At 69.6% G+C, this 21202-nt stretch carries 19 protein-coding genes and 1 rRNA gene; 14 read left to right on the forward strand and 6 right to left on the reverse strand.

Translation table 11 applies throughout. The features are described from left to right. The 4 genes from rrf to ACIQF0_RS47105 all read left to right on the forward strand — a co-directional run. Positions 1-93: ribosomal RNA gene (gene rrf, locus ACIQF0_RS47090) — 5S ribosomal RNA — on the forward strand; the annotation flags it as partial. Between the two features lie 148 nt (positions 94-241). Continuing rightward, on the forward strand, positions 242-1165 hold the full coding sequence (locus ACIQF0_RS47095; RefSeq protein WP_401041477.1) for a hypothetical protein: 924 nt from the start codon (positions 242-244) through the stop codon (positions 1163-1165). Positions 1166-1183: 18 nt separating this feature from the next. Then, a complete protein-coding gene (locus ACIQF0_RS47100) occupies positions 1184-2725 on the forward strand; it encodes a deoxyguanosinetriphosphate triphosphohydrolase family protein (protein ID WP_401041479.1) in 1542 nt (513 codons plus the stop codon). Positions 2726-2885: 160 nt separating this feature from the next. Continuing rightward, the gene (locus ACIQF0_RS47105) at positions 2886-5672 is read left to right on the forward strand and encodes a S8 family serine peptidase (protein ID WP_401041481.1); all 2787 of its coding nucleotides are present in this window, start codon (positions 2886-2888) and stop codon (positions 5670-5672) included. A gap of 131 nt (positions 5673-5803) precedes the next feature. On the opposite strand, the gene ACIQF0_RS47110 is transcribed toward ACIQF0_RS47105, so the two are convergent. Beyond that, positions 5804-6706 carry a helix-turn-helix transcriptional regulator gene (locus ACIQF0_RS47110; protein ID WP_245822512.1) on the reverse strand — a complete coding sequence of 301 codons (903 nt, stop codon included), beginning with the start codon at positions 6704-6706 and terminating at the stop codon, positions 5804-5806. 318 nt (positions 6707-7024) lie between these two features. On the opposite strand from ACIQF0_RS47110, the gene ACIQF0_RS47115 reads away from it, so the two are divergent. The 5 genes from ACIQF0_RS47115 to ACIQF0_RS47135 are packed head-to-tail and all read left to right on the forward strand — an operon-like array spanning position 7025 to position 9592. Further along, the gene (locus ACIQF0_RS47115) at positions 7025-7705 is read left to right on the forward strand and encodes an acVLRF1 family peptidyl-tRNA hydrolase (protein ID WP_401041483.1); all 681 of its coding nucleotides are present in this window, start codon (positions 7025-7027) and stop codon (positions 7703-7705) included. A gap of 31 nt (positions 7706-7736) precedes the next feature. Then, positions 7737-8120, forward strand: coding sequence for a hypothetical protein (locus tag ACIQF0_RS47120; protein WP_401041563.1), 384 nt, complete (start codon positions 7737-7739; stop codon positions 8118-8120). Further along, positions 8095-8634: a SigE family RNA polymerase sigma factor gene (locus tag ACIQF0_RS47125; RefSeq protein WP_401041557.1), complete on the forward strand. Its 540-nt coding sequence runs from the start codon at positions 8095-8097 to the stop codon at positions 8632-8634. The genes ACIQF0_RS47120 and ACIQF0_RS47125 overlap by 26 nt, the downstream gene beginning before the upstream one ends. Further along, positions 8634-9098: a hypothetical protein gene (locus ACIQF0_RS47130; protein ID WP_401041485.1), complete on the forward strand. Its 465-nt coding sequence runs from the start codon at positions 8634-8636 to the stop codon at positions 9096-9098. Before ACIQF0_RS47125 ends, ACIQF0_RS47130 begins: the two co-directional genes overlap by 1 nt. A 17-nt stretch (positions 9099-9115) precedes the next feature. Continuing rightward, positions 9116-9592 (forward strand): GNAT family N-acetyltransferase, encoded by a 477-nt coding sequence (locus ACIQF0_RS47135; RefSeq protein WP_360048939.1) that lies wholly within the window; start codon positions 9116-9118, stop codon positions 9590-9592. Here ACIQF0_RS47135 and ACIQF0_RS47140 read toward each other — a convergent pair. Both ACIQF0_RS47140 and ACIQF0_RS47145 read right to left on the reverse strand, forming a co-directional pair. Further along, positions 9558-10133: an NAD(P)-dependent oxidoreductase gene (locus tag ACIQF0_RS47140; RefSeq protein ID WP_401041487.1), complete on the reverse strand. Its 576-nt coding sequence runs from the start codon at positions 10131-10133 to the stop codon at positions 9558-9560. The genes ACIQF0_RS47135 and ACIQF0_RS47140 overlap by 35 nt on opposite strands. Beyond that, a complete protein-coding gene (locus ACIQF0_RS47145) occupies positions 10130-11053 on the reverse strand; it encodes an EamA family transporter (protein ID WP_401041559.1) in 924 nt (307 codons plus the stop codon). Before ACIQF0_RS47145 ends, ACIQF0_RS47140 begins: the two co-directional genes overlap by 4 nt. Before the next feature lie 37 nt (positions 11054-11090). Between ACIQF0_RS47145 and ACIQF0_RS47150 the strand changes: the two genes are divergently transcribed. Further along, complete coding sequence (locus ACIQF0_RS47150; protein WP_401041488.1) at positions 11091-11966, forward strand: LysR family transcriptional regulator; 876 nt, start codon at positions 11091-11093, stop codon at positions 11964-11966. Here the strand turns inward: ACIQF0_RS47150 and ACIQF0_RS47155 are convergent. Then, the gene (locus ACIQF0_RS47155; protein WP_401041490.1) at positions 11963-12727 is read right to left on the reverse strand and encodes an SDR family oxidoreductase; all 765 of its coding nucleotides are present in this window, start codon (positions 12725-12727) and stop codon (positions 11963-11965) included. The two genes, ACIQF0_RS47150 and ACIQF0_RS47155, sit on opposite strands and share 4 nt — an antisense overlap. 147 nt (positions 12728-12874) lie before the next feature. On the opposite strand from ACIQF0_RS47155, the gene ACIQF0_RS47160 reads away from it, so the two are divergent. From ACIQF0_RS47160 to ACIQF0_RS47175, 4 genes are all read left to right on the forward strand, one after another. After that, on the forward strand, positions 12875-14503 hold the full coding sequence (locus ACIQF0_RS47160) for an ABC-F family ATP-binding cassette domain-containing protein (RefSeq protein ID WP_360048946.1): 1629 nt from the start codon (positions 12875-12877) through the stop codon (positions 14501-14503). Positions 14504-14677: 174 nt separating this feature from the next. Continuing rightward, entirely contained in the window at positions 14678-14887 is a 210-nt protein-coding gene (locus ACIQF0_RS47165; RefSeq protein ID WP_030473247.1) for a helix-turn-helix domain-containing protein, read from the forward strand. A gap of 58 nt (positions 14888-14945) precedes the next feature. Further along, entirely contained in the window at positions 14946-15758 is an 813-nt protein-coding gene (locus tag ACIQF0_RS47170) for an enoyl-CoA hydratase/isomerase family protein (RefSeq protein ID WP_401041492.1), read from the forward strand. A 93-nt stretch (positions 15759-15851) separates the two neighbouring features. Continuing rightward, positions 15852-17735, forward strand: a complete 1884-nt coding sequence (locus ACIQF0_RS47175) for an ABC transporter ATP-binding protein (protein ID WP_401041493.1) — start codon at positions 15852-15854, stop codon at positions 17733-17735. Between the two features lie 1086 nt (positions 17736-18821). Here ACIQF0_RS47175 and ACIQF0_RS47180 read toward each other — a convergent pair. Both ACIQF0_RS47180 and ACIQF0_RS47185 read right to left on the reverse strand, forming a co-directional pair. After that, complete coding sequence (locus ACIQF0_RS47180) at positions 18822-20378, reverse strand: penicillin-binding transpeptidase domain-containing protein (RefSeq protein WP_401041495.1); 1557 nt, start codon at positions 20376-20378, stop codon at positions 18822-18824. A gap of 78 nt (positions 20379-20456) precedes the next feature. Then, positions 20457-21197 carry an SIS domain-containing protein gene (locus ACIQF0_RS47185; protein ID WP_360048951.1) on the reverse strand — a complete coding sequence of 247 codons (741 nt, stop codon included), beginning with the start codon at positions 21195-21197 and terminating at the stop codon, positions 20457-20459. Between the last annotated feature and the right edge of the window lie 5 nt (positions 21198-21202).

The raw sequence follows: 21202 nt of genomic DNA on the forward strand, positions 1-21202 counted from the left end.
ACACCCGGTCCCATTCCGAACCCGGTAGTTAAGCCCTTCTGCGCCGATGGTACTGCACTGGTTACGGTGTGGGAGAGTAGGTCGCCGCCGAACTTCTTTCGAAATGGCCCTTGCGGGTCGAGCGCCACAAGCGCTCCCCGCAGGGGCCTTTTTCGTGTCTTGACGTAACGATCGCGCATCCACGGTCACGCTCGGCGAGCAGGCGGCGATGTGGTCTCTACACGACCCATCGAGGTGCACCATGAGCCGAAGCATTTGGCGCGTTGAGGCGCGTGGCCTGTTCGTGTGGCTGGAGGACTGCTATCAGCAGCAGGCCCAACCCCGGGACTCTCTCTCAGGGGTGCTCCTGGAACAGGCCAGGGAAGCGCTGGACGCGCCGCCCGGCGACAAGCTCACGAAGGTGCGGACCTGGTGGAACGGCTGGCACAAGGAGTCGGTCTGGCGGGCGTTGCACGCGGCCGAAGCACGGATCACCTCCCTTGGTGGCGATCTCGCCGGCAGGTTGCCGGACGTGCGAGCGAGAGTTGGTGCCCACCTGCCCGCCAAGGACGACCGGTACCGGGCACTCGGCAAGATCGGCGCCACGTCGGACGCGGACGTGACGGCTCCGGACCGTGTTGTGATCGAGACCGCACTGGCTGCGGCTTTCAAGACGGCCGATGACAGCTACAGCACCTTGCGCGGACATCGGAATCGTCTGCTTTACACGGCATTCGTGTTGCTGGCCCTGATGACGGTGATCGGTGTGGTCACGTCGTTGCGGGCGGGAATGCTTCCACTGTGCGGGAAGGGCGTCTGCCCGACCGGGGGTGCCTCCGGCAGCGGCGGCGACTTCTGGTGGGTGGCCGGCTGGGGCGTGTTCGGCGCTCTCGTCGCCGCGACCGTCACCGGGATGAAGCTCAAGCTGAGCCTGGCTCCCTACGCGTACGGCGTGCCGCTGTTCATCACGAAGCTCGCGCTGGGAGCGGGGATCGCCGTCATCGGCGTGCTGGCGCTGAAGGCGGGAGCGATCGCAGGGGCGAAGCTCGACAACCAGGTGGCGCTCATCATGGCGGCCATCGCGCTGGGGTACTCGCAGCAGGTCGGTACCAGGGTCCTCGACAGCTACTCGAAGAAGCTGGTCGCCGAAGCCAAGCCCAGTACAGCTGTCACGGCCGCCGACTAGACCGTCTAACGTTTCCGCATGCACAACGAGCACCGTGCCGCCCGACGCTCAGCCGGCGTGGGCAGGACCGCCGACCTAGCCACGAACCCGTTCCGGGTGGACCGGGACCGCGTGGCGAGCTCCCCGTTCTTCGCGAGGCTCGGCGGAGTCACCCAGGTCGTCAGCTCCACCGGTTCCGGTCTGCTCGTGCACAACCGCCTCACGCACAGCCTCAAGGTCGCCCAGGCGGCGCGCGCCATCGCAGAACGGCTCACCAACCGGCCCGAGCTGACCGCGGTGCTGGAGAAGCTGGGAGGTTGCGACCCCGATGTCGTCGAGGCGGCCGCGCTCGCGCACGATCTGGGGCACCCGCCGTTCGGGCATCTCGGCGAGCAGGTGCTCGACCGGCTGGCACGACACCGGTTCGGGTTGCCGGACGGGTTCGAGGGCAACGCGCAGTCGTTCCGGATCGTCACGACGACCGACGTGCGGGGGCCCAAGGCGCTCGGGCTCGACCTGACGGTGGCGGTGCGGGCGGCGATGTTGAAGTACCCGTGGACGCGTCATCAGGAGCTTGGTCTGGCGGTGGCGCCCCGTGGTGCCGGTGAGCCGGACGACATGCCGGGTACCGGTAGTTCGAAGTTCTCCGCGTACGTCACGGAGATCAGTGATCTGCGGCAGGCGCGGGAGCCGTTCGAGGGGCGGGTCGAGTCTTGGCAGCAGACGGTCGAGGCGAGTGTCATGGACACCGCGGACGACATCGCCTACGCGATTCACGACCTCGAGGACTTCCATCGGGTCGGGGTGTTGCAGCACGCGACGGTCGCCGCGGAGCTCGGGACGTGGCAGGCGCAGGCGCTGGACCTCGCCGGGCTGACCGACGCTGAGCTGTATGCCGAGATTCGGATGCCCGGGCGGTCGTTGGAGACGCTCCGCAGGCGCATGCACCTCAAGGACTCCTGGGTGATGAGCGACGAGGCGTTCGCGCTCGCGGTGCGGAAGGTGAGCAAGGAGCTCGTCGACGGGTTGTTGTCGGTGCCGTTCGACGGGTCGGTCGAGGCCGAGCAGGCGGTTGCCGGGTTCAGTGCGCGGTGGACGCGGCGGCTGGTCGACGCTGTTGGTGTGATCGAGGAGCCGACGCCGCGGTCCGGGCACGTGGTGCTGGCTGTTCAGCAGTGGCACGAGGTTCAGGTGTTGAAGTTCGTGCACCGGCGGTTCGTGTTGCTGCGGCCGGATCTGGCTTTGCACCAACGTGGACAGGCGCGTCTGCTCGGTTCGCTGGTGGACGCTTTGGAGCAGTGGGTGACCGATCGGGCCGAGGCGGATCGGTTGCCGCGCAGGCTGCACGATCTGGTGGAGCTGGCCGAAACGGAGTACGCGGCGCTCGCCCGGACGGAGCCGTCCACATTGGTCGGTACGACCGGGGAGCTTCCGGTTGGTCCTGATGTCGTAAGGGGATTGGCGCGCGGGCGGGCGGTTGTGGACTTCGTGGCGTCGCTCACCGACAACCAGGCCGCTGCCCTGTTGGAAGCCCTTTCCGGTCGAACCGGTCAGTTGTGGACTGACGCATTTGTCCTCTGAGGTTGTTCTGTGAAGTGTGATTGCGTCTGCTAAGTGAGAAGTAGCCCAATCGGATGCTGACTGTGATCACACAAGCACCATACGTTGACGCCTCGACCGGGAATCTCCGGTCGCAGGCCGCGTGCTCGGGGGCACGCCAACGTTCGGGGGAGAAACTCCTGTGCGCCGATCTCGAAGAGGCACGACCTTAGTCACCGCAGGTACCGCAGTTCTTCTGGCCGCACTCACCGCAGTCACGCCGGCGTCCGCTGACCCGGGCAAGGCGTCCAAGACCATCAGCGACCGCACTGCAGCGCAGATCTCCGCGCTGCAGAGCATCAAGAAGTCGCTCACCCCTGCCGAGTCCAAGGTGGACAGCGCACTGGTCGTGGAGGCGCGCAAGCGCGTCTCAGTTGGTACCACGAGCGCCCTTCCTCAGGTGCAGACCGGCGTTGCCGTGACGCCGAAGGCCACCACTCTCGTCGACATCCGTGCCAAGCAGTACTCCGAGGACCTGGTCAACGCTGTCCGCGCCGCGGGCGGACAGATCCGGGCAGTGTCCCCCGAGCACCGCACCGTGCGCGCCGAGGTCCCGGTCGCGAAGATCGCCGAGATCGCCGGGCGTTCCGACGTCGCCCGCGTCGAGCCGGGCAGCGACGCGATGACGCAGGACGTGAAGAACAAGAAGGACACCAAGTCCAAGGCTCCGTCCAAAGAGGACAAGTCGCGCGAGATCGAGCGCCGGCTGTCCGAGAAGCAGCTGTCCGTCCAGGCCGCCAAGGTCGCGGAGAGCGACAAGGCGCACAACGCCGAGGCGGCGCGCGGTTCGTTCCGCGTGACCGGTGTCGGCGTGAAGCTCTGCGCGCTGTCGGACGGTGTGAGCTCGCTGTCCGTCTCGCAGGCCTCCGGTGAACTGCCGGCCGTCGACGTCCTGACGGGGCAGGCGGGTTCCGGTGACGAGGGCACCGCGATGCTCGAGATCCTGCACGACCTCGCGCCCAACGCCGAACTCGGCTTCGCCACGGCGTTCAACGGTGACGCGAGCTTCGCGGACAACATCAAGAAGCTGCGCTTCGACCTCGGCTGCGATGTCATCGTTGACGACGTCATCTACTTCAACGAGTCGCCGTTCCAGGACGGCATCATCGCGCGCGCCGTGGACGCGGTCGTCGCGGACGGTGCGATGTTCTTCTCCAGCGCCGGCAACCAGGGCAACGTCGCGGACGGCACCTCCGGCCACTACGAGGGCCAGTTCGTCGACTCGGGCGTGGGCGTCGGCAAGTTCGCCGGCAGCGCGCACGACTTCAACCCGGACCCGAACGCCAAGCAGCTGTTCGACCCGCTGTCGAACTTCTCCGGCGACACCCCGGTGGTGCTGCACTGGGCCGACCCGCTCGGCCAGTCGGCCAACGACTACGACCTGTACCTGGTCAACGCCCAGGGCAACGTTGTCACCTTCAGCCAGAACAACCAGGACGGCGCGCAGGACCCGTACGAGCGCATCAACACCCCGAGCAGCTCGACGGGCACGCGCCTCGCGGTCGTGAAGTACCGCGGTGAGGACAAGTACTTCGCGCTGTCGCTGTTCGGTGGCCGGTTCGCCGACACCAACGACGGCCTCAAGAAGTACGTCACGCCGGGCACGACCCGCGGCCACTCGGCAGCGAAGGGCGCGATCTCGGTCGCGGCCGCACCTGCCGCCGCCGCGCTGCCGTTCGACCTGGAGCCGGGCGACCCCGCCAACCCGAAGGGCCCGTACCCCAACGCCTTCGACGGCACGCAGAAGCCGGAGCGCTTCACCTCCGACGGCCCGCGCAAGACGTTCTTCGCACCGGACGGCTCGCCGCTCGCCGAGACCCGGCAGAAGCCGGACATCACCGCGGCCGACGGCGTGACCACGTCGGTGCCGGGCTTCGCGCCGTTCTTCGGCACGTCCGCCTCGGCCCCGAACGCCGCCGCGATCGCCGGTCTGATCCTGTCCGGCAACCCGACGCTGACGCCCGCCGAGGTCAAGGAAGCCCTTGTCACCACGGCGATCGACATCGTCGAGTCCGGTGTGGACAACCGCACCGGCGCCGGCCTCGTGATGGCCGACCGCGCCCTGCAGTACACGGGTGCGTCGCCGCAGGCGCTGGCCCGCGCGCAGAAGCCGACGATCGTCAACGACGCCGACGGAAGCGCTTTCCTCAAGCCGGGCACCACGTCCACGGTGACGGTGCCGGTGGCCAACAACGGTGACGGCTCGGCCGCGTCGACCTCGGTCGTGCTGTCGACGACGTCCGCCGGCGTGACCATCGCGCCGCGGTCCAAGTACTACGGCAACATCGACCCGGGCCAGACCGTCAGCAACACCTACAAGGTGACCGTGCCGGCCTCCGCCGTGCTCGGTTCGGCGGTCAAGCTCGACGCTCGGGTGACCTACTCGGGCGCGACGTCGCCGACGACCACCTCGTTCACGCTCCGCGTGGGTGAGCCGTCCCGCACGTTCAAGACGTTCGCCTACACCGGCGAGCCGCTGGCCATCCCGGACAACGACCAGACCGGTGTCTCGGTCTCGCTGCCGGTGACGGGTGTCGGCGCGGCGTCGAACCTGAAGTTCTCCGTGGACGGCGCGACGTGCTCCGCCACCGAGGGCTCGACGACGGTCGGCATCGACCACACCTTCGTCGGCGACCTGGTGGGCACGCTCACCTCGCCGTCCGGCAAGTCCGTGACGCTGTTCTCGCGGGCGGGTGGCACCGGCAACAACATCTGCCAGGCCGTGTTCACCGACGACGCCACGCTGCCGTTCTCGGGCGTGACGAGCGGCAACGCGCCGTTCACGGGCTCGTGGAAGGCGGGGGCGCCGCTGTCCTCGCTGACCGCCGACCCCGCCGACGGCACGTGGGTGTTCAAGGTCGCCGACGTGGTGGGCTCCGACCGCGGTTCGATCCGCTCGGTGACCCTCAGCGTCGCCGGCTGGGTGTGATGAACTGAGCTGATGCGACGGAAGGCCCCCGGCACGCGCCGGGGGCCTTTTCGCATCCCCAAGAGGGGAACACGACGAAAGGGGCGCCTCCCAGGCTGGGAAGCGCCCCTCACGCGTCTGTCAGAGCCGAGCTAGCGGTTCGGCCACTCCCACCGGATGCCGAACACGCCGGGCCCGAACCCGAGTGCCACGGCGTGCACGCCGCCGCCCGAGTCCAGGGTGAGGTTGCGGCGCCGCGACGGCGTCTCGTCGCCCGCGGGCACGCTGTACTGCTGCACGCGCGACGGCAGGTTCGTCTCGTCGAACCGGACCTCGATCACGTACTCGCGCACCGGCAGCCGGAACTTGCGCGCGAACGTGTTGTTGCCCTTGGGGGCGTGGCCCTCGGGGAACACCAGCTGGTATTCCATGATGAGGGTCTCGCCGCGGGTGAGCGGCCGTTCGAACATCATCTCCGCGACCATGATGTTGGCCTCGTGGTCACGGGCGATGCGGCCGAGGTGGCAGTTGCGCACGTTCGTGATCTCGGGGAGCACGTCGCTCTCCTCGGTCTCGAACACGAGCGCCCAACGGTCTGGGCCGTCCTGTTCCGCCCGGAGGATCTGCCGCACCCACACGGATTTCTGCCCGCCGTCGGCAGAGATCTCGATGCGGTCGTGCTGACTGATCCGGCCGAGCTTCAGGTCGGAGGACGTGTCGACCTTCGAGAGCAGGTTCGCGACCCGCTCACGACGCGCCCAGAGGGCGTCGATCGGCATCATCGTCGTCGGGCGGCAACGGCGGCCTCGCGGACGAGGTGGGCCGAGCAGCGCCGACAGACCTGACTGAGGTACTCCCAGAACCGACTCGAGGTGCCGCAGCGCCTCCAGTGATTCAGGGCGTTCAGGCCTTCGTCGTCCTGACTGCCAGTAGCTGAGCGTCGCGACGCTGATGGTGACGCCGCGCAGTGCCAACCGGTGCTGGATGCGGTCGAGGCTGAGCCGGCTCGCCTTGATCGCGGCCCTCAACGCTTCCGGGAACGGTCCCGTCGTCAAGAGCTGCGTAAGGCTGCCGTGGCCCGTTGAGTCCGTTTCTTCAACGGTCAGTGTTGGTCGACCGGCAGCAGTCGTCATGGTGACTCCCCGCTGTCATAAGATCACGCCCCAGTGACCCTACCCGCCCGTGAACATCGCTGGTCGGAGCCGGATGGAGTCAATGGTTAATCCATACGGTTGATGAGTTCACGCTTTCGAGACTCATCTGTCAAGCGTTGCGAACCCATCAGTAACATCTTCGTGCCGTGCACGCGCTGTGTCGAGTCGGCTCTACTGTGTGCACGAAGACCAACTCGCGGTGTGACCAAGGGGTGGGACGTGAGCCGAGTGCGGCCGGTTCCAGGCGGGCGGGCCGTCGAGGTCGAGCCGGAACGGATCGAGGGCTGGATCGCCCGGTTCGCCGACCGGCACGGCGCCGTCGAGATCACCGTGACCGAGGCCGAGGTCGAGATCACAGCGAACGACGGCGCGACGGCCACGTTCCCGACCCGTGGCGGTACCTCTGTAGTAGAGGTGATTGAAAAGTTGACGGAGCCTCGCCGGATCGGCCTCGTCCTCGTGCGGCTCGGCGGCCACAGCATCGGGGTCGCGTTCGGCGGCAGGGTCGAGGTGTCCACCACCGACCGCAAGCAGGTCCACGGCCGCATCAGGGCCGGCGGCTGGTCGCAGCAGCGGTTCGCCCGGCGCCGGGAGGGTCAGGCCAGGGTCGCGCTCCAGGCCGCCGCGGACGACGTCGCCAGGGTGCTCGTCCCGCGTCTGCCCGAACTCGACGGAGTGGTGCTGGGTGGCGACTGGCAGGCGCTCGACGTTCTGCGCAACGACCGCAGGCTCTCGGGCGTCTTCAGCAAGGCCGAGGCGCGCGTCCTGGACGTGCCGGAACCTCGGCGCGCGGTCCTGGACGAGGCCGCGCAACGGGCCCGTTGCGTCGAGATCGTGATCCAGGACACACGGGCAACCGGGCACGAGCCCGGCCGCATGGATACGGGTGAGGGTGCCTGATCCTGGCGCCACTGACCTGCTGGAGCTGCAAGTGCGCAAACGAATGGTGATCGTGGCCGGAGCGGTCGCGCTGGGTGCCATCGGCATCGCGGTGCCCGCTCTCGCGCTGAGTGGCGGCGGCAACGCGCCCCAGCCCACGACCTCGGCTCCGCAGCCGCCTTCCTCCACCAAGACCGAGGCGCCGCCGACCACGGTTCCGCCGACGACCGTGCTGCCGCCGTCCTCGACCGCTCCTACCAAGACGCCGACGACGTGGACCCAGCCGACCCCGACGTCCTCGAAGCACCCGGAGCAGCCGCCCACCACCGCGCCGATCTCGACCTCGCCCGAGGCGACGAAGGTGCCGGTCTCCACGACCCCTGTCAACACGAAGACCCCGACCTCAGCGCCTGTCGCGACGACGCCGGCCCGGTGAGGAGCCACCGCTGAACTGGGAGGCTGAGTTCACCGACTGCTTCGACCGGTGCGCCGACTCGATGCGCTTCACGGCGTACCTGCTGTGCGGCAACTGGCACGAGGCGGAAGACGTCATGCAGTCGGCGTTCTTGAAGCTGTACCTGGCCGGTCCCAAACTCGCGGACCGGTCGGGGCTGGAGCCGTACCTGCGTCAGATCGTCGTGCGGACGTTCCTCGCCGAACGCCGCAAGGTGCGCTGGCGCAGGGAGAAGCTGACTGACGCACCCCCGGAGGGCCTGTCTTCCGCCGTCGCGGCGGAAGACAGGCTCGTGGTGTGGCAGGCGCTCACCGCCGTGCCCGCACGGCAACGCGCTGTCCTCGTGCTGCGCTTTTGGCACGATCTGAGCGTCGAGGACACGGCGGCGGCGCTGAAGTGCTCGACGGGCACGGTGAAGTCGCAGAGCAGCAAGGGCCTGGACGCGTTGCGGCGCAGGCTCGGCCCTGAGTTCGATCAACTGAGGCTGGAGGTGTGATGGTTCGCGAAGACGATCTGCGGGCGACTTTCTCCGCTCTGCACCAGGAAGAGGCGCCGCCGCGGGCCACCACGGCGGCCGGCCTCATCCAGCGCGGCCAGGCCGTGCGCTCCCGGCGCCGCACCATCGCGGTGGTCGGCAGCGGGCTCGCGACCGTGGGGGTCGTGGCGCTGGCGCTCGCCGTGCTGCCCGCCGCGGCCCCCGTGGACCCGGCGACACCGGGGCCGTCCCCGACCACCACCACGACGACCTCGCAGGTCCCGCCGCCGTCCTCATCACCGGTCTCCGTCGAGCCGCCGGAGACCAAGGCGCCGACCAACACCAGCCCGCAGTCGACGAAGATCGAGCAGCCACCGGCGACGCCGCCGTCCTCCGCACCGCCCGGCACGTCGGCGCCCGTCACGAAGCCCCCGACGTCCTCGACGGGTCAACCGGTGTCGACTTCCCCCTCGACGACCCGCTGAGCGGCACACTCCAGGGCATGAGTGCTCAGATCCGCCTGGTCGAGGTCACCGACGCCAACCGCGACGCCGTCATCGCCGTGCGCGTGCATCCCGCGCAGGAGCAGTTCGTCGCGTCCGTCGAGAAGTCCTTCCAGCACGCGCGGGAGAACCCCGAGGCCAAACCGTGGTTCCGCGCGGTCTACGACGGGGACGCGCCCGTCGGGTTCGTCATGCTGAGCTGGAACGTCGTGCCCGGGCCCGGTCTGCGAGGGCCGTACTTCCTGTGGCGGCTGCTCGTGGACGCCGGGCAGCAGGGCCGCGGCTACGGCACCGCAATCCTGAACGAGGTCGTGGCGCTGCTGCGGGAGGCGGGTGCCACCGAGCTGTACACGAGCTGCGTGCCGGGGGAGGGGTCGCCGCAGCCGTTCTACCGCGCGTTCGGGTTCGAGCCCACCGGCGAGGTCGACGACGACGGCGAGCTCATCCTGCTGCTGGACCTCGGCTCGCGACCGTGAACCGGCGGTCGGCGCCGGGGCTCTCCAGTTCGTCGAGCACCGCGACGGCCAGGTCCTCCGCCGAGATCGAGGACGGGCCGGTGAGCAGCACGTCCGTGCCACGCCGGTAGGTGCCGGTGCGCTCGCCCGGTTCGAGCAGCGCGGGCGGGCTCAGGTAGACCCAGTCGGCGCGATGGGCCTCGCACTCGTGCAACTGCCGCACGCTCGCCTCGGCGACGGAACGGATGTGCGGCGGCACGTACCGGTCGTCGTCGAGCACGAGACCGGTGCCGTCCGGTGTGCGCAGCGGCGCGGCGCCACCGACGACGAGGACCCGTGTGCGGGTCGCGAGTGCCGCGTCCAGCACCACCGTCGAGGTGACACCGGTGGTGGCCACCACCGCACCGTCCACTCCGGACAGAACGCTGTCCATCAGTTCGCGGTCGGTGGCGTCACCGCCGGTGCCGCGGGACACCTCCGTCACGTCGTGCCCGCGCCGCACCGCCTCGGCGACGACCCGCGAACCGACCATGCCGGACGCGCCGACGACTGCGATCTTCACTGCAGAACTCCTTTGACGAGAACGGGTGCCGGTCGCTGACTCGCGACGATCGCGGCCAGCGCCAGCGCGAAACCGGTGAGCTGCACCGCGTCGAGCGTCTGGCCGAGCACGACGACACCGAGCAGCGCGGCGACCATCGGGGACAGCAGGCCGAGCATCGAGACGGACGTGACCGGCAGCGTGCCGATCGCGCGGAACCACAGGACGTAGGCGAGCAGGCCACCGACGCCGCCGAGCCACAGGTAGCCGAGCAGGGCCGTCAGGCCGATCGCGGGCGGCGGCCCTTCGAACAGGAACGTCACCGGCACCAGGAACAGCCCGCCCGCCGTGAGCTGCCAGCCCGCGAACGCCATCGGCGTCGCGCCGGCGGGCCTGCCCCACTTCTTCGTCAGCGTCACGCCGAGCGCCATCGTCGCGGCGCCGCCCAGTCCGGCCAGCACACCGACCAGGTCGAAGCCCGCCGCCGGTCCGAGCACCACGAGCCCGACGCCGAGCATGCCGATCACGCCCCAGGCGAGCCGCCACGCGGACGCGTTCTCCTTGAGCACCCCGATCGCCAGCAACGCCACCACGAGCGGCTGTGCGGCGCCCAGGGTGGCCGCCACGCCGCCGGGCAGGCGTTCGGCCGCGATGAACAGGAACGGGAAGAACAGGCCGATGTTGAGCACGCCCAGGGCGGCCGCCTTCGCCCACCACGCACCGCGCGGCATGTTCCTGGTCAGCGCCAGCGCGATCAGGCCGGCGGGGAGCGCGCGGACCAGGCCGGCGAACAGCGGGTGTCCCACCGGCAGCAGTTCGGTCGTGACCACGTAGGTCGAGCCCCAGACCACCGGGGCGAACGCCGCCAGCGCGGTGCGGGAGAGGTCGCTGTTCTTCACGTCGTCCAGTGTTGGCTCGCGCGATCGATGAGTCCAACGCATGCTTTTCATCCGATCCATCGTGATTCAAGATGGATCGGTGGAGCTTCAGCAGATGCGGTACGTGGTGGCGGTCGCCGAGACGGGCAGCTTCACCCAGGCGGCCAGGCAGTGCCACGTCGTGCAGTCGGCGTTGAGCCATCAGATCGCCCGTCTCGAACGGTCGCTGGGCGCGCGGCTGTTCGAGCGGACGAGCCGCAGCGTCCGGCTGACCCCGGCGGGTGCGGCGTTCCTGCCGTCCGCGCGGCAGTGCCTCGACATCGCCGAACGGGCGGCGGCCGAGGTCGCCGCGGCGGTGGGGGAGGTGCGCGGACGGGTCGTCGTCGGGGTGATCCCGACGGTCGCGGCCGTGGACCTGCCGGCCGCGCTGAAGGTGTTCCGCGAGCGGTATCCGCAGGTGCGGGTCGCGTTGCGGATGCTGTCGAGCCTCGACATGGTCGAGCAGGTGCGGCAGGGCACGCTCGACCTGGCGTTCCTCGGGCTGCCGCTGGGCGTGCGGCCGGACGGCGTGCGGGGCCGTGAGCTGGCGCGCGACGAGCACGTGGCCGTGGTGGCGCCGGAACATCCGCTGGCCCGGCAGGAGTCGACGAACCTGCGGGCGCTCGCCGAGGAGCTGTTCGCGGACTTCCCGGCGGGATCACCGGGACGCATGCAGTCGGATCAGGCCTTCTCGATCGCGGGACTGCATCGCGAGGTCGCGTTCGAGGTGACCACCGCGGAGTTGATGGCCGGGCTGATCCGGGAGGGGCTCGCCGTCGCCGTGCTGCCGTCGCGGTACACGCCGCAGCTCAGCGGCGTCGCGACGGTGCCGATCGTGGGCGGGCCTTCGCGCGTCGAGCACCTGGTGTGGAGCGCGGCCGGGCTGACCCCGGCCACGGCCGCGTTCCTCGACGTGCTGGGTGTGGAGCCCGACTAACCCGCGGTGCCGGTCGACAGCAGCCCGCCGTCGACGCGCACGGTCTCGCCGGTGATCCAGGAAGCCTTGTCGGAGCACAGGAACGCCACGAGCGAGGCGACGTCCTCCGGCGTGCCGAGACGCTTCATCGGGTACTGCTGCGAGGCTTCCTCCTCGCGTCCGACGTAGAGGGCTTCCGCGAACTTCGTCTTCACCACGGCGGGCGCGACGGCGTTCACGCGCACCTTCGGGCCGAGCTGCCACGCGAGTTCCTCGGTCAGGCGGATCAGTGCCGCCTTCGACGCGCCGTACGCGCCGATCACGCCCGTGGACCGGATTCCGCCGATCGAGGCGACGTTCACGACCGCGCCGCCGTGCTCGCTCATCCACGCTTTCCACGCGAGCTGGATGAATCCGAGCGTGGCCACCACGTTGACGTCGAAGATCTTCCGGACGGCGTTCAGGTCGGCGTCCATCAGGAACCCGTATTGGGGATTGATGCCGGTGTTGTTGACGAGCACGTCGAGGCTGCCGAACTCCTCGACCGTGCGCGTGACGACCTCTTCGCGGGACGCGTCGTCGCCGGCGTTGCCCTGGATCGTGAGGACCTTGCCGCCGGTGTCGGCCTCCAGCTGCTTCGCCGCCTCGGTCAGCTGGTCGGCCTTGCGGCCCGTGATCGTGACGGAGGCGCCGCGGGAGAGGAGCTCGCGTGCGATGCCGTAGCCGATGCCGCGGGAAGCGCCGGTGACCAGGGCCGCCTTGCCCGAGAAGTCTTCGCTCATAGCCGCAATCTATGCGCCTGGCCACAGGTGGGAAATTCGATGGTCGTGATCCCGTAGAATGAGTTGCGTGATCCTCCTCGAGTAGGCCGAACCGGACGTGCCATCCCTTGTCATGCCCGGAGTTGTTGTTACTGCTCGGAGTTTCTCTTGATCACCGCAACTGACATGGAGTTGCGCGCGGGCTCACGCATTCTGGTGAGCGGCGCCAACCTGCGCGTTCAGCCCGGCGACCGCATCGGCCTCGTGGGCCGCAACGGTGCCGGCAAGACCACCTCCCTGCGCGTTCTCGCCGGTGAGGGCCAGCCCTACGGCGGCGCCATCACCCGCAAGGGCGAGCTCGGCTACCTGCCGCAGGACCCGCGTGAGGGCGACCTGTCGGTCATCGCCAAGGACCGGGTGCTGTCCGCGCGCGGCCTCGACCAGCTTCTCCGCGACATGGAGAAGGCCCAGTCGAAGATGGCCGAGCTGGTCGACGCGAAAGAGCTCGACGTCGCCGTCACCAAGTACGGCAAGCTCGAAGAGCGCTTCTCCTCGCTCGGTGGCTACGCCGCCGAGTCCGAGGCCGCCCGCATCTGCTCGAACCTCGGCCTGCCGGACCGCGTTCTGGCGCAGCCGCTGAGCACGCTGTCCGGTGGTCAGCGCCGCCGCGTCGAGCTGGCCCGCATCCTGTTCGCCGCGTCCGAGGCGGGCATCGGTGCCAAGTCGAGCACGATCCTGCTGATCGACGAGCCCACCAACCACCTCGACGCCGACTCGATCACGTGGCTGCGCGGCTTCCTCAAGTCGCACGACGGCGGTCTCGTCGTGATCTCCCACGACGTCGAGCTGCTCGACGACGTCGTGAACAAGGTGTGGTTCCTCGACGCGATGCGCGGCGAGGTCGACATCTACAACCTCGGCTGGAAGAAGTACCTCGAAGCCCGTGCGACGGACGAGAAGCGTCGCCGTCGTGAGCGCGCCAACGCCGAGAAGAAGGCCGGCGCGCTGATGACGCAGGCCGCCAAGATGGGCGCGAAGGCCACGAAGGCCGTTGCGGCGCAGAACATGGCGAAGCGCGCCCAGAAGCTGCTCGACGGTCTCGACGACGTGCGCCAGAGCGACAAGGTCGCGAGGATCACCTTCCCGGCGCCGGCCCCGTGCGGCAAGACCCCTTTGATGGCAGAGGGTCTGAGCAAGTCCTACGGCTCGCTGGAGATCTTCACCGGCGTGGACCTGGCGATCGACAAGGGTTCCCGCGTCGTCGTGCTCGGCTTCAACGGTGCCGGCAAGACGACGTTGCTGCGGTTGCTGGGCGGCAGCGAGAAGGCGGACGCGGGTGGTGTCGTTCCCGGTCACGGCCTGAAGATCGGCTACTTCGCGCAGGAGCACGAGACGCTCGACCACAACGCCTCGGTGTGGGAGAACATCCGGCACATGGCGCCGGACGAGCAGGAGCAGCGGCTGCGGTCGTTGCTCGGCACGTTCCTGTTCAGCGGCGAGCAGCTCGACCAGCCCGCCGGCACGTTGTCCGGTGGCGAGAAGACGCGACTGGCACTGGCCGGCCTGGTGTCGTCGGCGGCGAACGTGCTGCTGCTCGACGAGCCCACCAACAACCTCGACCCGGCCTCGCGCGAGCAGGTTCTCGACGCGTTGCGGCGCTACGAGGGCGCGGTCGTCCTGGTGACGCACGACCCCGGTGCGGTCGAGGCGCTGGAGCCGGAAAGGGTCATCCTGCTGCCCGACGGCACCGAGGATCACTGGTCCGAGGACTACCTGGACCTCGTGCAGCTGGCGTGATCTCCACGCGTCAAAGGACTACCGAACGCGTTCTGTGATCAACTCAGTGTGATCGAATCGACCGTTCGGCGATCTCTTTGCTTGATCACCTGGCGTTCTGCCGGTTCCTGTTCGATCATTGCGACGACAGGGGCCGTAGAACGGCCCACCTGCTCGTACGGAAGGCGGGACAAGGTGGCTGACCTGAAGAAGGGTGCCCGGATCACCGGCGCCACACGGGACAAGCTGGCCGCTGACCTGAAGAAGAAGTACGAAAAGGGCGCGAGCATCCGGGCTTTGGCCGAGAGCACCGGGCGTTCCTACGGCTTCGTGCACCGGGTTCTGTCGGAATCCGGGGTCACGCTGCGCGGTCGCGGTGGCGCCACCCGGACGAAGAAGAAGTAGCCCCGACTCAGACTGCTACTCTCCGGTAACTAGCTTCTAGTTCGCCGGAGGTAACGACATGCCAGTGCCCTCAATCGACGCTGGCCTGCTCGAGCGCGGTGGTGTGCGGCTTGCTATCTCCGGGCCGCGCGCGACCATCACGCTCGATCGTCCCGACGTGCTCAACGCGCAGACGCCGGCTACCTGGCAGGCGTTGCGGCACATCGGCGAACAGCTGGACCCGGACGTCCGCGTCGTGGTCGTCCGGGGTTCCGGCCGCGCCTTCTCGGCGGGGCTGGACCGGCGCATGTTCACCGGTGAGCCCGTCGACGGCGAGCCCGGTGGTCTTGGCGCGATCCTGGCGCTGTCTCCCGAGGAGGCGGACGCCCGCATCGCGTCGTACCAGGCCGGGTTCGCCTGGCTGCGCGATCCGGCACGCGTGACGATCGCCGCGGTGCAAGGGCATGCCATCGGCGCCGGTTTCCAGTTGGCGCTGGCGTGCGACTTCCGCGTGCTCGCCGAGGACGCGCAGTTCTGCATGGCCGAAACCGGGCTGGGTCTGGTGCCCGATCTCGGCGGCACGCTGCCGTTGGTGCGACTCGTGGGGTACTCGCGCGCGGCCGAGATGTGCGTGACCTCCCGTCGGGTGCCGGCGGAGGAGTCGCTGCGGATCGGCCTCGCGAACTCCGTCGTGCCCGCGGACGGGTTGGACGGCGCCGTCGATGAGCTGGTGGCCGCCGTGCTGAAGCCGCTGGCCGGTGCGGTCACGGAGACGTTGGCGCTGATCGCGTCGGCGGCTTCCGGCGTGGACGCGCAGTCGCAGCTCGCGCTGGAGCGTGCCGCCCAGCTGCGCCGGCTGCAGTCCTTCGCGGCCCTTTCCGCTCAAAGCTGAATGTTTCCGCGTTCCTAGTCGCGCGCGACGGAATTGTCAGACCGCTGTGCTGTTCTAGTCAGCGTGGACGGATACAGCTCTTGGCGATTCATGATGGGGGCGACCTCCGAAGCGCCCTCCAAGGTGCGCCGGGGGACGTTCCGGCGCGTACTGGCCTTCGCTCAGCCCCATCGGGCGAAGCTGGTGGTGTTCCTGCTGCTGACGGTGGTCTCGTCGGTGCTCGCGGTGTCGACACCACTTCTGGCCGGCCGGGTGGTCGACGCGATCGTGGGCGGTTCCGCGCCGTCCGTGGTCGTGTGGCTGGCCGTGGCGATCGCGCTGATCGCCGTGGTCGACGCCGGTCTGGGCGTGGTCGAGCGCTGGCAGTCGACGCGCATCGGTGAAGGCCTGATCTACGACCTGCGTCGTGCCGTGTTCGGTCATGTGCAGAAGATGCCCGTCGCGTTCTTCACGCGCACACGCACCGGTGCGCTCGTCTCGCGCCTGAACAACGACGTGATCGGTGCCCAGCGCGCGTTCACCTCGACGCTGTCCGGGTTCGTCACGAACATCATTCAGCTGGTGCTGTCGCTGGGTGTCATGTTCACGCTGTCGTGGCAGGTCACGGCGCTGGCCCTGGTGTTGTTGCCGGTCTTCGTGCTGCCCGCCAAGCGGATGGGCCGCCGGATGGCGGACATGCAGCGCGAGGCGTCCACCCTGAACGCCTCGATGGTCACGCAGTCGACCGAGCGCTTCTCGGCCCCCGGCGCGACGCTGGTGAAGCTCTTCGGCCGCCCCGACCGCGAGGAGCAGGAGTTCAGCGAGAAGGCCGCGCAGGTCCGCGACATCGGCATCCGGACCGCGATGGCCACCCGCTGGTTCATGACCGGCCTGACCCTGGTGTCGGCGCTCGCGCAGGCGCTGGTCTACGGCCTGGGCGGTTACCTGGCGCTGACCGGGCACCTGGCGGCAGGCGCCGTCGTGTCGCTCGCCCTGCTGCTGACCCGCCTGTACGCCCCGCTGACCGCGCTGGCGAACGCCCGCGTCGACCTGATGACCGCGCTGGTGTCGTTCGAGCGGGTCTTCGAGGTGCTGGACCTGGACCCGATGATCAAGGAGCGCCCGGACGCCCGTTCGGTGCCCGACGGCCCCGTGTCGGTCGAGTTCTCCGACGTGCGCTTCGCCTACCCGTCCGCGGAGAAGGTGTCGTTGGCCTCGCTGGAGTCCGTGGCCACTTTGGACACTCGAGGCGGCGAGGAAGTGTTGCACGGCCTCAGCTTCAAGGCCGAGGCTGGCCAACTCGTCGCTCTGGTCGGCTCGTCCGGCGCAGGCAAGTCCACGCTGGCCTCGCTGGTGCCGCGCCTGTACGACGTCGACTCCGGTGCCGTGCGTCTGTCCGGTGTGGACGTTCGCGACCTGACCTTCGACGCACTTCGCTCGTCCGTCGGCGTCGTGACGCAGGACGGCCACCTGTTCCACGACACGATCAGGGCGAACCTGGAGTACGCGTCTCCCGGAGCCTCCGACGACGACCTGTGGGACTCGCTGCGCCGTGCCCGCCTGCTGGACCTGGTGACGTCACTGCCGGACCAGCTCGACACCGTGGTCGGCGAACGCGGCTACCGCCTGTCCGGCGGCGAGCGCCAACGCCTCACGATCGCCCGGCTCCTGCTGGCGAAGCCTCGCGTGGTGATCCTGGACGAGGCCACCGCACACCTGGACTCGGAGTCCGAGGCCGCCGTGCAAGAGGCCCTCACCGAGGCACTGCAGGGCCGGACCTCCCTGGTCATCGCACACCGCCTCTCCACGATCCGCGCGGCCGACCAGATCCTGGTGCTGGAACACGGCGACATCGTCGAACGAGGCACGCACACCGAACTGATGACCGCCGAGGGCCGCTACGCGGACCTCTACAACACCCAGTTCGCCGAGCCAGTGGTCGGCGTCCTGCCGACCCCGAAGTTCAGCGAGCGCCTCGGAGTCGCGCAGACGAACTGACCCCGCGGCCGGGTGATCGGCTGATGTCCCGGGGATTCCGGTTTGGTGAGAACCACCAAAGCGGAGGGATCGGCACGAGCAACTCCGAGGGCGGTCAGGCGGGCCGGCGTGGGGGACGCGGCGGGCTGCTCTGAGGCAGGACGGCGAGGTGGGGCGGACGGCTCCGGGCGCGAGCGGTCAGGCCGGCGAGCGGTGGGCGCTGGGGCGGAGGGTTCCGGGGCCGGGCAGCCGGGTCTGCACGGGGTGAATGTGTGGGGGCACGTGATGTCGTGGCGGACGGCCGCGGGATCGGGCGGCGTGAGTCGGTCACGGGTGCGGGGAACGGTGTTGCGGGCCGCTCAAGGATTGGGCGTTCGAACCTGTGTGAGCTGATCGTCGGCACTGGCGATGTCGTGGTGGGCGGCTCCGGGGTGGGGCGTTCGAGCCTGCGTGAGTTGGTCGCGAGAGTCGGAGCTGTTGTCGTGGTTGGCTCTGGGCGTGAGCAGGCGGGTCGGCGACCGAGGCCGCTGAGGCGGAAGGCTTCGAGGTCGGGGAGTTGGGCCTGCGCGAGTTGAACGTGGCGGCAGAAGTTGTCGTCGCGGACGGACGCGGGATCGGGTCAGCCCGACTGACGCGAGTTGGTCGCGGAAGTGGGGACGTTGTCGCGGGCGGTTCCGGGCACGAGCAGCCTGGTCCGCGTGAGTTGATCGCGGGGGCGGAATCCGTTGTTGCGGGCGGTTCCAGCGGTCCGCGCGTCAGCAGGCGAGCGTTGCTCGCGCAAGGACGCTCCGCGGGACGAGCTTGTGCGCGTGGTCCGGGCCACCGCGCGGGGCGAGGCCGTGCTCGCCCCGGCTGCGGCGGCGTTGATGAAGCGCGTGCGGGCGGAGGCCGGCGCAGCACCTCCAGCCCGCGCGAGCTGGAGGTGCTGCGGTTCGTCGCCGGTGGGGCGCCGAACCGCGAGGTGGCGCAAGGACCTCAATCACCGAGGCCACCGTCAAGCCCGCACCTGCTCAACCTCTGCTCCAAGCGGGAGGTGAGCGATCGGGCGGCCGCGTCACCGAGGCGTTCCACCGCGGCCTGATCGTGCCGCGCGAGCAGCGGTGATCGTCACCTGAGGAACGCCGCCGTCGCGTCCAGGGCGCTGGCCGACGAACCGGCGTTCTCCACGACCACCGCGAACGCCACGTTGTTCTGGTAGCCGACGAACCAGCCGTGCGCGGTGCCGCCGCCCGCCTCCGCCGTGCCCGTCTTCCCGGCCAGGCCGGGGATTCCGGCCAGTTGCTTGGCGGTGCCGGACGTGACCACCTCGCGCATCATCGCGCGCAACGGCTGCAGGACGCCGGCAGGTGGTGCCGCGGCCACGTCGTTCGGCTCGGAGGGCTTGCCGCGCATGAGGGTCGGTGCCGGGGTCTTGCCCGAGACGACGGTGGCGGCCACCAGGGCCATGCCGAACGGGCTGGCGACCACGTTGCCCTGGCCGAAGCTGTTCTCCACCTGCTGGTCGCCGGTGGCCGGCGGGACCTTGCCGGTGTTGGTCTCGGCGCCGGGGATGTTCCAGTCGGCGCCCAGACCGAAGCGCTTCGCCATGGCGGGCAGGGCGTTCGCGTCCAGCTTGGAACCCAGATCGCCGAAGGTCGTGTTGCAGGACAGGGCGAACGCGGTGTGGAACGGCACGCTGTCGTGGCCGAAGCCCGCGTTGGTGATCGTGCGGGTGCCGATGGTGGCCTTGGCCGGGCAGGGGACCGCGGTGCCGGACTGGACCAGGCCCGCGTTCATGGCCGCGGCGGCGGTCACGATCTTCATCGTCGAGCCGGGGGCGTAGCGGCCCACGAACGGGTTGGTGCCTGCGAGCGCCTTGTTCTGCGCCACGGCCAGGATCTCGCTGGTGGAGGCCTCGATCGCGACGATCGCCGCGCCCTGCGGGAGAGCGTCGACGGCCGCCTGGGCCGCTGCCTGGCGGGCCGGGTCGATGGTGACCGTGATCTTCTCGCCCCCTTCCGCCTTCTTGCCGTCCAGCGCGGTGAAGGCGCCGCCCGCGGTGATGCCCACCTCCCAGCCGTCGGTGCCCCTCACGTCACCGGCGGTGGCGGTGATCGTCTTGTAGAGGCCGTCCGGGATCGAGCCCTGGACCAGCGGCTTGCCGTCGCGGCCCAGCAGCGCGCCGTCCGCCAGCGCCTTGCGGTAGGTCAGCGAGGCGCCCTCGGTGAGCTGCGGGTGGATGAGCGCCGGAGTCCAGTGGACCTTCCAGGCGCGGTCCGCGCGTGTCATGGAGATCTTGACGTCGTACTTCAGCGTGGCGGCGCTCGGCATCGTCCAGGTGACGGCCGCGGTGAGCTCGGCGGTGGTGGCGTCGGCCGGCGGCGGTTCGGACGTCGCCAGGCTGGCCTGGAACGCGGAGGTGCCCATGCCGGCCTTGCTGGCTTCCAGCGCCGTGGTCGCCGCGGCCGGTGCGTCGGTGTAGATGGCCGCGCTGGCGGGACCGGAGAACGCCCTGGTCAGGAATGATTGAGCCACCTGCGACGGTGTCTCCGCCGACTTGGCCGGTTCGTCGGCGACCACCACCGTCCTGCTGCCCGACCAGAGCAACGCGCCCGCCACGCCGACCACGGCCGTCGTGGCGAGCGCGCCGCTGATCAGGACCCATCTACGAGTTTTCGGCTCCACTGTTGAAGACCCCCCAGGTCAGTAGTTCCCCGGTGGGAGGGTAACGGTGGGCCGCTGAGAGAACCTGAGGATTTCTACCTATCCGAGCTGCGGGATGCGGGTCTGGTAGTGGCGCAGCAGGTCCGCGTTGGCCGCGTCGCCGCCCTCCACGTTCGCGCTGCGCCACAGCGGGAGCTGCACGCCGGACTCGGCCGCCTTGTCGAGCAGCCGGACCATCAGCAGGTTCCACAGGAACGTGGTGGCCAGCGTCGAGATCGCCGCGGTGACCGGCGCCTGTTCCGGGTAGGTCGAGTCGCCGGGCGGGACGAGGTTGTCGAGGACGACGGTCGCCACCTCGGCCAGCGTGACGCCGGCGCGGCGCGGGGCCAGGGCGCTCGACGCCACCGACGTCACGGCGACCACCGGGCAGCCCTTGCTCGCGGCCTCCTGGGCCAGTTCGACCGGGTAGTAGTTCACGCCGGAGGTCGAGAAGACGAACAGGACGTCGTGCAGGGCCAGGCCCGACTCACGCAGGACCTCGCCCGCGAGGCCGGAGCGGCGTTCGGCCGAGGTGCTGCTGATCGCGCCGTGCATCGGGAGCAGCTCGGGGTGGTAGACCGGCCGGACGCAGGCCAGCCCACCTGCCCGGTAGAAGGTCTCGGCGACGGCCGCCAGTGAGTGTCCCGCGCCTGCGGTGAGGAGGATTCCGTCGGCCTGGACGGCGGCCAGCACGAGCTCGGCCACGTCGTCGAGCGCGGCCGCGTTGTGCTGCTCGACGCGCGTCAGATGCGTGCGCACGAGATTGCCGTAGTCGGAGCCGGTCACGGTGTCGGTCGTCATGCCGG

Source organism: Lentzea sp. NPDC092896 (assembly GCF_044754905.1).
In the GTDB taxonomy this organism is placed as follows: domain Bacteria; phylum Actinomycetota; class Actinomycetes; order Mycobacteriales; family Pseudonocardiaceae; genus Lentzea.